Source organism: Rhizobium rhizoryzae, assembly GCF_011046895.1.
Taxonomy (GTDB): Bacteria; Pseudomonadota; Alphaproteobacteria; order Rhizobiales; family Rhizobiaceae; genus Neorhizobium; species Neorhizobium rhizoryzae.
In genome coordinates this window covers 1195100-1207523 of the sequence record NZ_CP049250.1, presented here as the reverse complement: position 1 = coordinate 1207523, position 12424 = coordinate 1195100, and the positions used below count along the sequence as shown (strand labels likewise).

The window sequence follows — 12424 nt, the reverse complement described above, 5'->3', positions numbered from 1 at the left end:
GAACCTAATAAGTGAGATGACGTGAAGCAAGAGTGCCGGAAAACCGGCGAATCCCGCTTTCCTTCTACCCCGCGAATAGGCTATGGGCAGACCCCATGAGCACACCGACATTTTCCATTCTTCTGGGCGGCAACATTACCGTGACGGACCGGCTGCGTGCCGTGACGAAAGGCAGCCGCGTGATCGCCGCCGATAGCGGCATTCGCCATGCGAGCGCGCTGGGCCTCACACCGGAAATATGGGTTGGGGATTTCGACTCCAGTGACGATGCGCTGAAGGCCGCCTATCCGAAGATCGAGCGCCGCGCTTACCCTGCCTCCAAGGCGGCGACCGATGGCGAAATTGCCATTGCGGAAGCGATTTCACGTGGCGCGGAACGGTTGATTCTCGTTGGTGCGCTCGGCGGCGAGCGATCGGACCATGTGCTGCAACACTATCTCTCGGCCCTCAGCCTTGCTGAAGACAATTTCGAGGTCATGCTGACCTCTGGCGAGGAAGAAGCCTTCCCGCTGTGCAATGATGCGGGAATGGAGCTGGACCTGCCCAAGGGTTCGCTGTTTTCGGTGCTCGGCTTTACGGTGCTGGAAGGATTGACCATCCGCAACGCGCGCTATCCTCTGAAGAATTTCAAACTGACTTTCGGCTCCTCCCGCACCATCTCGAATATTGCGGAAGGGATGATTTCGGTCACGCTCTCCAAGGGTCGCGCCATGCTGCTGGCCCGCCCCTATGACATGACCGGAGCCTGACGCACATGGCACCTCCCATTCTCAAGCTCGATGACATTCGTTTAAGCTTCGGTGGCACGCCGCTGCTCGACGGCGCCAACTTTCAGGTCGAGCCAGGCGACCGTATCTGTCTTGTGGGCCGCAACGGTTCAGGCAAATCCACCCTGATGAAAATCGCTGCAGGGCTCGTGGAAGCGCAATCGGGCGAAGTCTTTCGCCACCCTTCCTCCACGATCCGCTATCTGGAGCAGGCGCCGGATTTTGCCGGCTACACGACGGTGCAGGCCTATTGCGAGGCGGGACTGGGACCGGGTGACGACCCGTACCGCGTAACCTACCTGCTCAGCCATCTGGGCCTGACGGGTGAGGAAGATCCGCGCCGTCTGTCCGGTGGCGAGGCTCGCCGTGCGGCACTTGCCCGTGTCATGGCGCCTGAACCCGACATCCTGATGCTGGACGAGCCGACCAACCATCTGGACCTGCCAACCATCGAATGGTTGGAAGGCGAAATGCTGAAGAGCCGCAGTGCGCTGGTTCTTATCTCGCACGACCGCCGCTTTCTGGAAAAGGTTTCGACCGCCGTCGTCTGGCTGGATCGCGGCACCTCCCGCCGCATGGATCGCGGTTTTGTCCATTTCGAAGCCTGGCGCGATGAGGTGCTGGAAGCCGAAGAGCTGGAACAACACAAGCTGGGGCGGCAGATCGAGCGCGAGGAGCACTGGCTTCGCTACGGCGTGACGGCACGCCGCAAGCGCAATATGCGCCGTCTTGGTGAACTGCAGAGCCTGCGGGCGGAATACCGCGGCCATCGCGGTCCGCAAGGCACCATTCAGGCGAGCGCCACCGAAGGCAAGGAAAGCGGCAAGCTGGTGATCGAGGCGGAAGCCATCACCAAGCGGTATGAAGAGCGCCAGATCGTCGCGCCCTTTTCCATCCGCGTGCATCGTGGCGATTGCATCGGTCTTGTGGGGCCGAACGGTGCAGGCAAAACAACGCTTCTGAAAATGCTGACCGGCCAGCTGGAGCCGGATTCAGGTATCATCAAGCTCGGCACCAATCTGGAAATCGCGACGCTCGACCAGAAGCGCGAAGACCTGAACCTCGAAGATACGCTGAGTCACTACCTGACAGATGGACGCGGCGAGAACCTGCTGGTGAATGGCGAGCAGCGCCATGTTGCTGGATACATGAAGGACTTTCTGTTTCAGCCGGAGCAGATGCGCACGCCGATCCGAAACCTTTCCGGTGGCGAGCGCGCGCGCCTGATCCTGGCCCGCATCATGGCACGGCCCTCGAACCTGCTGATCCTCGATGAGCCGACCAACGACCTCGACATCGAGACGCTGGACCTGTTGCAGGAAATCGTCTCCGGCTTCAGCGGCACCGTCATCCTTGTCAGCCACGATCGTGACTTCCTCGATCGCACCGTGACATCCACCATCGCGCCGGCAAATCCGGAAGCGCCTGACGGACGCTGGATCGAATATGCCGGCGGCTATACGGACATGATGGCTCAGCGCAAAGGCGCGCTGGAGGAAAAGCGCAAGGCCGAGAAGGAGAAGGCCAAGGCGGAAGCCGCTTCCGCACCCGCTCAAGCCTCGGCACCCAAAGCGCAGGGCAAGCTTTCCTACAAGCAGAAGTTTGCGCTCGAAAACCTGCCGAAAGAGATGGACAAGATCGGCAAGGACATTGCGGCCCGCGAGGCCAAGATGGCCGATCCAAATCTCTTCACGAAGGATCCGGCTGCCTTCAACCGCCTCGCCTCAGAGATGGAAGCCTTGCGCACCAAACTGACAGCCATGGAAGAAGAATGGCTGGAGCTCGAAATGCTGCGGGAAGAGCTGGAAGGCTAAACTCGCTTAAGTTTATGTTAAGATTAATGTTTCGTTAGTTTTCCGGATTCGAGTCACGTCCCGGAACAAATCCCATATTGGCACGTTCGGAGGCTACAGGGTCGGAAATGCGGTTCCGGCTATGTTAGCGTTCAACGAAGGGATGTCCCCATGTCGGCTCAAGTTATGCGTCGTCGGCTGGAAGATACAGCCATGAATCAACGAGTCCTGATTGTCGAAGATGAATTTCTGATCGCTCTCGATATCGCCGAGACCATTGAGGAAATGGGATTGACGGTGGCCGGTTTTGCCAGCGGTCGAGACCATGCTTTGGCGCTGGCCCCGCACGCGGATATCGCCTTCGTCGACGTCAATCTGTCCGATGGTGCCACCGGTCCCTCCATCGGACGCGAGCTGGCAGAGCGGTTCGGGATCACCGTTGTCTTCATGACGGCTAACCCGGAACAACTGGAAGGTCAGGACGTGCGCCCGCTCGGTGTCCTGACGAAGCCCGTCATGCCGCATATCCTGCAAGATACCGTTTCCTATGCCATTGCAAACCGCATCGGCAGCATTGCGGCTATGCCCCAGCAGTTGCGGACATTGACTGCTGCCAATCGATAAGCGCGGACCGCTTGCCAAACAGCGGGCCGCCCGATACATGTTTCGACGCTCTAACGGGGTGCCATGAAGATGGCTGAGAGGTTTTCCATCTGGAAGCCAACCCGCGGAACCTGATCCGGTTAACACCGGCGGAGGGATTAGACCGTTCAAATCGACGCCTATTCCCTGAACTCTTTTGGTCGAGGTAGCGTTGATGAAATCTCCCCTAGCAATTGTTTGTGGTCTTCTCGGTCTGTTGCTGGCACCGACCAGCAACGCTCAGGAAGCGAAAAGCCTCACAGTCTATACCTATGAAAGCTTCATCTCGAAGTGGGGCCCCGGACCGAAGGTCAAGGCGGCTTTCGAGAAGACATGTGGCTGCACGGTCAACTTCGTCGGCGTTTCGGATGGCGTGGCACTGCTGACGCGGTTGAAGCTGGAAGGTCAGACGTCGAAGGCCGATATTGCCCTCGGCCTCGACACCAATCTTATTGAAGAAGCCAAGCAGACAGGCCTTTTTGCACCCCACGGCATCGACACGACCTCTGCCAAGGTTCCCGGAAGTTTCAAGGACGACGTCTTCGTTCCCTATGACTACGGGCATTTCGCCGTCGTCTACGATACACAAGTCCTGAAAACGCCGCCAAAGAGCCTGAAAGACCTGGTTGAGGGCGATGCCTCGCAGAAAATCGTGATCCAGGATCCACGCACGTCAACACCCGGTCTTGGCCTGCTTCTCTGGGTCAAATCGGTCTATGGCGACAAGGCACCAGAGGCGTGGGCGAAGCTGAAGAACCGCGTTTTGACAGTCACGCCCGGCTGGTCGGAAGCCTATGGCCTGTTTACCAAGGGCGAGGCGCCGATGGTGCTCTCCTATGTCACCTCGCCCGCCTATCACATGGTCGAGGAAAAGACGGATCGCTATCAGGCTGCGAAGTTCGAAGAGGGACACTACATTCAGATCGAAGTGGCGGGCATGCTGAAGGCAAGCCAAAACCAGGATCTGGCCCGCAAATTCCTCTCCTTCACGCTATCCCCCGAGTTTCAGGGGATCATTCCGACGACAAACTGGATGATGCCAGTCGCGCCGACATCGAGCCCCCTGCCAGAAGCCTTTTCCAAACTGCCGCAGCCCGAGAAAACCTTTCTGATGCCATCAGCCGAGGTTGCCAAGAATCGTCAGGCCTGGATTCGCGAGTGGCAGACGGCCATGAGCGCAAAGTAAGACCGAATGCTGACACGGTCTGAACAGCAGCGCGGGCTGGCGGGTGGCGTTGCGGCCCTGACCGTCATCGCTCTGCTCGTTCTGGTTCCTGTGGCAGTTCTTCTGGCATTCGCTCCCACCGGTCTCGTCCAGGGCAGTGTGGTGGACGACTATACCCTCAGCCTGCTGCGTGTCACATTGTTGCAGGCTACCCTTTCCACTGCGCTTTCCCTGTGTCTTGCGCTGCCGGTCGCCTTGGCACTGGCTCGGCAGACGAAATTCCCCGGGCGTATCTGGCTCGTGCGCCTCATGGCCGTGCCCATGGGACTGCCTGTTCTTATAGGTGCGCTCGGCCTCATTGGCATCTTCGGGCGACAGGGACTTGTGAACAAGGCGCTCCAAGCTTTGGGTCTTGAGCAACCCATCAGCATCTATGGCCTGAGCGGTATTCTGATCGCTCATGTCTTTTTCAACCTGCCGCTGGCAACCCGCATGATGCTGGCGGCCTTGGAGCGGCTGCCCCAGGAATACTGGCGGTTGACGGCAAGTCTCGGCATGAGGCGGTTGTCTATTCTTCGTCATGTGGAGCTACCCGCTCTTATGCGTGTCATTCCGGCGACCAGCGGGCTTATCTTCATGCTCTGCGCTACCAGTTTCACGCTGGTGCTGGTTCTAGGCGGCGGCCCTGCCGCCACGACGCTCGAAGTAGCGATCTATCAGACACTGCGTTTCGATTTCGATCCGCCCCGCGCAATTGCCCTGGCTTTAATGCAGATCGCAGTGACGACAGTCATATTGCTCTGCTTGAACCTGCTGCCGAAAGCGGAAGACACGGCCGTCGGCGAAGGGAGATTGTGGAGCCGCTACGATGGCCGCTCGCGCCTTGCCCGCAGCAGCGACGCCATCGTCATTCTCTTGGCCGCTACCTTCCTGATCCTGCCGCTTGCGATGATCCTCGTGTCCGGGCTGTCGGCTGACCTTGAGCGCCTCGTCCTGGAGCCAGATTTCCGGCAGGCACTGCTCACAAGTCTTTCCATTGCATTCTGCGCAGGCGCGTCAGCGGTCACCATCGGTTTCGGGATCATTGGCGCCGATCATGTGCTCAGCGTTCGAAGAACCAGTTCCCGGGCCTCTCGCGTGCTTGGGTCAAGCCTTTCGGCAGCATCTTCCCTTGTGCTGCTCGTGCCGCCGGTGGTGCTGGGAACCGGGTGGTTCCTGTCACTGAGGCCCTTCGGCGATGTCAATTTTTTCGCACCAGCGCTAATCGCCGCGATCAACATGCTGATGGCGCTTCCTTTCGTGATCCGCGTGATCGAGCCTGCCATTCGGGCCCATGCAGCACAGACGGACAGGCTCTGCGCCCATCTTGGCCTGACAGGCTGGGCCCGCTTCCGGATCGTCGATTGGCCGGTCCTCTTCAGGCCAGCCTTGACGGCACTCTCCTTTGCCATGGCGCTCTCGCTGGGCGATCTGGGGGCCGTGGCGCTCTTCAGTTCACAGGATCTGCTAACCTTGCCGTGGCTGGTCTACAGTAGCATGGGCAGCTACAGAACCGCGGATGCTGATGGGTATGCGCTGCTGCTGGGCATGGTCTGCCTGGGCTTCACGATCCTTGGCACCGTAGGCAACAGGCGACAGAGATGAGCAAACACAGTCCCGGTCTCGAGATGCGCAATGTTCGCTTCAACCTCGGAGCGACGAAATTCCACTTCGACTGCTCTGTCAGACCAGGCATCATAACCGCCATCACGGGACCATCCGGGTCAGGCAAATCGACGTTCCTGAATCTCCTTGCCGGTTTCGAACAGCCGGATAGCGGTGAGGTCATCATCAATGGCCATGATCTATCGAACGCACATCCCGCCGAGCGGCCGATCTCCCTTGTCTTTCAGGATAACAACCTCTTCACCCATCTCGATCTCTTCACCAATATCGGCCTTGGAATCGATCCGGCCCTGAAACTGACCGCGCAGGACAGGCGCGCGGTCGGTGATGCACTGGATTGGGTAGGACTATCAGGCATGGAGAAGCGCAAACCCGCGACCCTGTCCGGCGGTGAGCGGCAGCGGGTGGCCTTCGCCCGCGCTCTTGTACGCAAGAAACCGCTTCTGTTGCTGGACGAGCCATTTGGGGCGCTGGACCCTGCCCTCCGTGCGGACATGGGAACTCTGCTGCTGAAACTGCATCGCGAAACTGCCAATACCGTGCTTCTCGTCAGTCATAACCCGGATGATATCAGCCGTCTGGCGCAGAACGTCATCCATATCGAGAACGGCGAAGTTGTACAGCGCCTCTAGAGCTTGGTGAAATCTTGCAAAGGTTCACGAGACGTTAACTCCGGCGCCACATTTTAGACTTGCATCAATGCGATGCCGCAATGCAAGAAAAGAGCGGAATGATGTTTGCCCTTTCGCCGCTAACTACTTAAGTAAGTTGAGGCGGTTCACGGAGAAACATCTTGCCATCCGCATATTCGCAGGAGATCGCGGCAAGGGTCGCAGGATGCGCCGGATGGCGGGCTTGGAAGCATGATATTTCCGATTGAAGGTTCCAGCATCACCGGGGGAGACTGCCCCGGACAGGCACTTGCAGCAACCCGCACCTCCCGGAAGCGGCACGGATACCGCGCGCTCGTCTCCATGCTTGCCGCAGCGACGCTTCTGACGAGCTGCCAGTCCATCCTGGACCAAAGCTACCAGGCCGATCTGAAACCCTCCACCAACCCGCAGATCGTCGATACGGTCCAGAAAAACGATCCTCGAGCCGCCATGGGGGCACGCGAACATCCGCGCATTCTGGCAAGCTACGGCGGCGAATATCACGATGCCAAGACGGAAAGGCTGGTTGCGCGTATCACCGGCGCACTGACCGCGGTATCAGAAAACCCCAATCAGTCGTATCGCATAACCATTCTGAACTCGCCGGCCATCAATGCGTTTGCGCTACCAGGCGGCTATCTTTATGTAACCCGTGGCCTGCTGGCGCTGGCAAATGACGCCTCGGAGGTCGCCGCTGTACTCAGCCATGAAATGGCGCATGTGACCGCCAATCACGGCATCGAGCGACAGAAGCGAGAAGAGGCCGAAGTCATCGCGAGCCGTGTCGTGGCTGAAGTTCTTTCCAGCGATCTGGCCGGCAAGCAGGCTCTTGCCCGTGGCAAGCTGCGTCTCGCAGCCTTTTCCCGGCAGCAGGAACTGCAGGCGGATGTGATCGGCGTGCGTATGCTGGGTGAGGCCGGTTACGATGCCTATGCCGCAGCACGTTTTCTGGACAGCATGGCTGCCTATGCCCGCTTCTCCTCGGTAGATCCGGAAAGCGACCAGAGCCTGGACTTTCTGTCCAGTCACCCCAACGCGCCGCAACGCGTGGAACTGGCGCGCCAGCACGCACGCGCTTTTGGGCAGGAGGGAACCGTCGGCGACAAGGGGCGCGATTACTACCTCAACGGCATCGATGGACTTCTCTACGGCGACAGCCCGGAGGAAGGCTATGTTCGCAACGAGACCTTCCTGCATGCAGGCCTTGGCATACGTTTCGATGTGCCGGAAGGCTTCCGGATCGATAACAAGGCCGAAGCCGTATTGGCAACCGGACCGGATGAGACGGCTATCCGCTTCGATGGCGTCGAAGGCAGCGATACGCAGAGCCTGACCAACTATCTGACAAGCGGCTGGGTTGCTGGCCTGCAGCCGAATACCGTTCGAGACATCACCGTAAACGGCCTGCCTGCCGCCAATGCGAAAGCCTCTGCGGAACGGTGGGATTTCGATGTGACCGTAATCCGCATGGACAAGCGGATCTTCCGATTCCTGACAGCGGTGCCAAAAGGCAATTCAACCCTCCAGGCGACGGCTGAAACGATCCGCAACAGCTTCCGCAAGATAACCCCTCAGGAAGCGGCGGATCTGAAGCCGCTGCGCGTTCGTGTGGTGACGGCTCAACAGGGCGACACGATAACCACGCTGTCTGCCAGAATGATGGGAACGGACCGTAAGCTTGACCTGTTTCGTGTTCTGAACGCGTTGCCCACAGGCGCGTCGATCACACCCGGCCAGCGCCTGAAGATCATTTCTGACTGATCCGCACCTCCAGTCTTTATGTATACAGAAGGGAGCCATTCAGTCTGGCCGAAAGGGAAATTCGTTGCAAATTTCACTAGCCGCTTGACAGAATGTATACATTGAGCAAACCTTCTCATTAAGAGGAGTGATGCACATGTCAAAGCCAACTTTCCCGCTGAACGCCTGGTATGCCGCTGCCTATGATGTAGAGTTGAAGCGGGCACTTCTGCCACGCACCATCTGCAACAAACCGGTTGTCCTCTATCGCAAGAATGACGGAACGCCCGTCGCGCTTGCCGATGCCTGTTGGCACAGGCTGGTGCCGCTCTCCTTGGGCAGGCTGGAAGGTGATAATGTGGTCTGCGGCTATCACGGCCTGGAATTCGACGACACCGGCCGCTGTGTATACATGCCGTCTCAGGACACCATCAATCCATCAGCCTGCGTGAAGTCTTACCCGATTGCCGAAAAGCACCGCTTCATCTGGATCTGGCCGGGCGACCCCTCTCTTGCAGATCCTCTCCTCATTCCCGACCTGCATTGGAACAAGGATCCGGACTGGGCCGCAGACGGAAAGCTGATCGAGGTCAAATGCGATTACCGACTGGTCGTCGACAATCTGATGGACCTGACGCACGAGACCTTTGTGCACGGCTCTTCGATCGGCAATCGCGCTGTGGCTGAGGCACCCTTCGACGCGAGCCACTCCGATCGATTCGCGTACATCACCCGCTGGATGGAAAACATCGATCCGCCGCCCTTCTGGCGCAAGCAGTATGGACGCCCCGGCAAGGTCGACCGTTGGCAGATCATCCGCTTTGAAGCCCCTTGCACCGTGACCATTGATGTCGGCGTAGCCGAAGCCGGCACCGGTGCCCCGCAGGGTGATCGTTCAAAGGGCGTGAACGGTTACGTGCTGAACACGATTACGCCTGCGACCGACAAAACCTGCCTCTACTTCTGGGCCTTTGCCCGAAACTACGATCTCGGCAATCAGGCGCGCACACACGAACTGCGCGAGGGTGTTGCGGGCGTGTTCCGCGAGGATGAGGTGGTGCTGGAGGCTCAGCAGAAGGCAATCGATGCCAACCCTGACCATCGCTTCTACAATCTCAACATTGACGCCGGATCAATGTGGGCCCGAAAGCTCATTGACCGCATGATCGATGAGGAAACGAGACCAAAGGTCGTGGCGGCAGAGTGACGAGTGGCATGGAAGCGGAACGCGAGCCGAAACAGCAGAGCGCAAAGGCCCTGCTTGCCTTGCGAGATCTCGTCCTCACCGGCGATGTGGAACCAGGCGAGCGCCTCTCGGAAGTCGCATTGGCCCAGCGTCTCGGTGTCTCGCGCACTCCGTTGCGCAGCGCCCTGCAGCGACTTGAACAGGAAGGTCTGGTCTGCCTGATCCCGTCCGGCGGCTATGCGGTGCGATCCTTTAGCAGGCAGGAGGTCTTCGATGCGATCGAACTTCGCGGCGTGCTGGAGGGAACTGCAGCGCGGCTGGCCGCAGAGAGGGGCGCACCGGCAAGTCCCCTGAGAGCGATGCACGAGGTTGTTCGCCAACTCGACCTCGTGATGCAGGTTGGTGCTCATGACGTGGATTTCGAGCGTTATGAAGTCCTGAACGGTGACTTCCATCGCCTTCTATGGAACCTCTGCGGCAGTGAAGTTCTCATGCGGGAAATCGAGCGGATAGCATGCCTGCCCTTCGCCAGCCCGAATGCTTTCGTCAACACGCAGTCGGATGTACCTGCGTTTCACCGCACGCTCATTGTTGCACAGACCCAGCACAAGGCCATGCTTTCAGCGATAGAGCTGCGTGAGGGGTCTCGTGCCGAAGCCATTGCGCGCGAGCATGCTCGGCTTGCGCGTCAAAATCTGGATTTCGTTCTGGAGGAGCAGCCTGACCTGCGCCGTAAGGTAGTGGCTCTGGCCTTGATGTCGGGCTGAAGGAACTTTGTTTTGAGGAGGAATTGATGCGCTCCAAATTGGAATGGCGCGCGGCGCGGGTGCTTGCCATCGAGACCCCTGCCGAGGATGTGCGCGCTGTAACCTTCGACGTTGATGGTTTATGTTCGTTTTTCGATCCTGGATCGCACACCAATATCAAGGTGTCGATCAATGGCGAGCCAGCCATCCGCACCTATACGGTTCTACCGAGTGAACCCGGTACTCTGAAAATTGCCGTGAAACTGCACCCCAATAGCCGCGGAGGCTCAGCCTTTGTCTGGGGGCTCAAGCCCGGTGACGAGACCGAAATGACCGAGCCGGAAAATCGGTTCGAGCTTTCGTGGCGAGCCTCGCATTACCTGCTGGTCGCTGGCGGCATCGGCATCACACCGATCTACGGAATGGCAAAGGCTCTCGCAACGCGTGGCCAGTCGGTTCGCCTGATTTATGGCGCCAGAAGCAGAGACCAGATGGCCTTCGCCGATGAACTCCGCACCATTCTGGGAGACCGTATCGAGACCTTCAGTCAAGAGGACGGACAGGCCTTTAATCTTGCCAGCGAATTTGCTGCCCTGCCGCCGGATGGAGAAGCATACATCTGTGGTCCCCACGGTTTGCTTGAGACAGCTCGAAATTTGTGGCGTGAAAGCGGCAGGCCGATGAGCCGGCTGCGTTTCGAGGTGTTTGGGGATAGCGGCCGCTTTGCCGAGCAAGCCTTTCATGTGAACGTGCCACATCGCGAGAAAAGCATCGAGGTGCGAGCAGATCAGACGATGCTGGATGCGCTGATGGAAGCCGGCATCGACATGATTTACGACTGTCGCCGCGGCGAATGCGGCCTTTGCGCCATCACCGTCCTGGAAGCATCCGCCCCGCTTGATCATCGCGATGTCTTCTTTTCTGCGGAAGAAAGACATAAGGAAGCGAAAATATGCGCCTGCGTTTCGCGAGCCGTTGGCGGCACGATTACGATTGACACCGGTTACCGCAAGGACGGCGGCGTTAAGACAACACACGCCTGTGCGTAAATCGCACAGGCGGGCTTGGAGCAGCGCGCCGCTCTGCCTTAAAGCGTCAGGAGCGAATCCGAACGATCGCCACCGCTTTAGCAGGCGGCCGCCATCTGCGGATTGATCGAGACCAACGCTGATTTCAGCTTTTCGATTGCGCGGCTTTCGATCTGGCGCACACGCTCCTTGGAAATTCCCAGTTCTGCACCAAGCGCCTCCAGCGTCGCACCATCATCCGTCAGACGCCGGGCACGAATGATTTTCTTCTCCCGGTCGTTCAACTTCGTCAAGGCGCCCTGCAGCCAGCGCATCCGGCGCTCACCATCGATCATGCCGGAAACCTGTTCATCCGGAAGCGGCTCGGCACTTTCCAGCATATCCAGTCGCTCAGCGCTATCGGCGTCGCCCGAGATCGACGGAGCCTGCAAGGACGCATCATTGCTGGAGAGGCGGGCGTCCATAGTCTGAACGTCAGCCAGGCTGACGCCCAGTGCCGTCGCAATCTCCTCATGAATAGCTTGAGCCGTCAGGTTGCTGTCGCCACGTGCGAGCTTCGCGCGCAGACGGCGTAGATTGAAGAACAGCGCCTTCTGCGCTGAACTGGTCCCGCCACGAACGATAGACCAGTTGCGCAGAATGTAATCCTGCATCGAAGCGCGGATCCACCAACTCGCATAGGTCGAAAATCGTACATCGCGCGCAGGCTCAAACCTTGCCGCCGCTTCCAGCAGCCCTACATAGCCTTCTTGAACGAGATCGCTCATTGGCAAACCAAAACCGCGGAACTTGGAAGCCATGGCGATGACGAGGCGCATGTGGGCCAGAGCAATCTGATTGCGAGCATCCTGGTCTTGATCGTCTTTCCATCGGACAGCCAGATCGCGCTCCTCTTCACGGGCGAGGTAGGGTGCCGACATGGCGATCTTGATCATGTTGCGATCTGCGGACATGGCGTTCATAGCGCTCTCCCTGAAACTGAATGATTGGAAAATGGCGTAGCTGAGTACTCCCTGGCCCCCGGCCTTGGATCACTGCG

General features: G+C 58.8%; 11 protein-coding genes and 1 riboswitch. Of the genes, 10 read left to right on the top strand and 1 reads right to left on the bottom strand.

Annotated elements, in window-relative coordinates:
- Nucleotides 1–95: 95 nt before the first annotated feature.
- The 10 genes from G6N80_RS11865 (at nt 96) to G6N80_RS11820 (ending at nt 11406) form a co-directional block, all read left to right on the top strand.
- Entirely contained in the window at nt 96–749 is a 654-nt protein-coding gene (locus G6N80_RS11865) for a thiamine diphosphokinase (protein WP_062556205.1), read from the top strand.
- A 5-nt stretch (nt 750–754) separates the two neighbouring features.
- Entirely contained in the window at nt 755–2581 is a 1827-nt protein-coding gene (locus tag G6N80_RS11860; RefSeq protein ID WP_165133981.1) for an ABC-F family ATP-binding cassette domain-containing protein, read from the top strand.
- Between the two features lie 150 nt (nt 2582–2731).
- A complete protein-coding gene (locus tag G6N80_RS11855; protein WP_062556207.1) occupies nt 2732–3184 on the top strand; it encodes a response regulator in 453 nt (150 codons plus the stop codon).
- Nucleotides 3185–3228: 44 nt separating this feature from the next.
- Nucleotides 3229–3338: riboswitch (TPP riboswitch) on the top strand.
- Between the two features lie 39 nt (nt 3339–3377).
- Nucleotides 3378–4388 (top strand): thiamine ABC transporter substrate binding subunit, encoded by a 1011-nt coding sequence (thiB, locus tag G6N80_RS11850; RefSeq protein WP_165133978.1) that lies wholly within the window; start codon nt 3378–3380, stop codon nt 4386–4388.
- 6 nt (nt 4389–4394) lie between these two features.
- Complete coding sequence (gene thiP, locus G6N80_RS11845) at nt 4395–6011, top strand: thiamine/thiamine pyrophosphate ABC transporter permease (RefSeq protein WP_165133975.1); 1617 nt, start codon at nt 4395–4397, stop codon at nt 6009–6011.
- On the top strand, nt 6008–6664 hold the full coding sequence (locus tag G6N80_RS11840) for a thiamine ABC transporter ATP-binding protein (protein ID WP_082547285.1): 657 nt from the start codon (nt 6008–6010) through the stop codon (nt 6662–6664). The genes thiP and G6N80_RS11840 overlap by 4 nt, the downstream gene beginning before the upstream one ends.
- Before the next feature lie 342 nt (nt 6665–7006).
- Nucleotides 7007–8446: a M48 family metalloprotease gene (locus G6N80_RS11835; RefSeq protein WP_156379308.1), complete on the top strand. Its 1440-nt coding sequence runs from the start codon at nt 7007–7009 to the stop codon at nt 8444–8446.
- Between the two features lie 136 nt (nt 8447–8582).
- Nucleotides 8583–9632: an aromatic ring-hydroxylating dioxygenase subunit alpha gene (locus G6N80_RS11830; RefSeq protein WP_062556210.1), complete on the top strand. Its 1050-nt coding sequence runs from the start codon at nt 8583–8585 to the stop codon at nt 9630–9632.
- A gap of 8 nt (nt 9633–9640) precedes the next feature.
- Nucleotides 9641–10378: a GntR family transcriptional regulator gene (locus G6N80_RS11825; protein ID WP_062556211.1), complete on the top strand. Its 738-nt coding sequence runs from the start codon at nt 9641–9643 to the stop codon at nt 10376–10378.
- A gap of 26 nt (nt 10379–10404) precedes the next feature.
- Entirely contained in the window at nt 10405–11406 is a 1002-nt protein-coding gene (locus G6N80_RS11820; protein ID WP_165133972.1) for a PDR/VanB family oxidoreductase, read from the top strand.
- A 77-nt stretch (nt 11407–11483) separates the two neighbouring features.
- On the opposite strand, the gene G6N80_RS11815 is transcribed toward G6N80_RS11820, so the two are convergent.
- Entirely contained in the window at nt 11484–12347 is an 864-nt protein-coding gene (locus G6N80_RS11815) for an RNA polymerase factor sigma-32 (protein ID WP_062556213.1), read from the bottom strand.
- Nucleotides 12348–12424 lie beyond the last annotated feature (77 nt).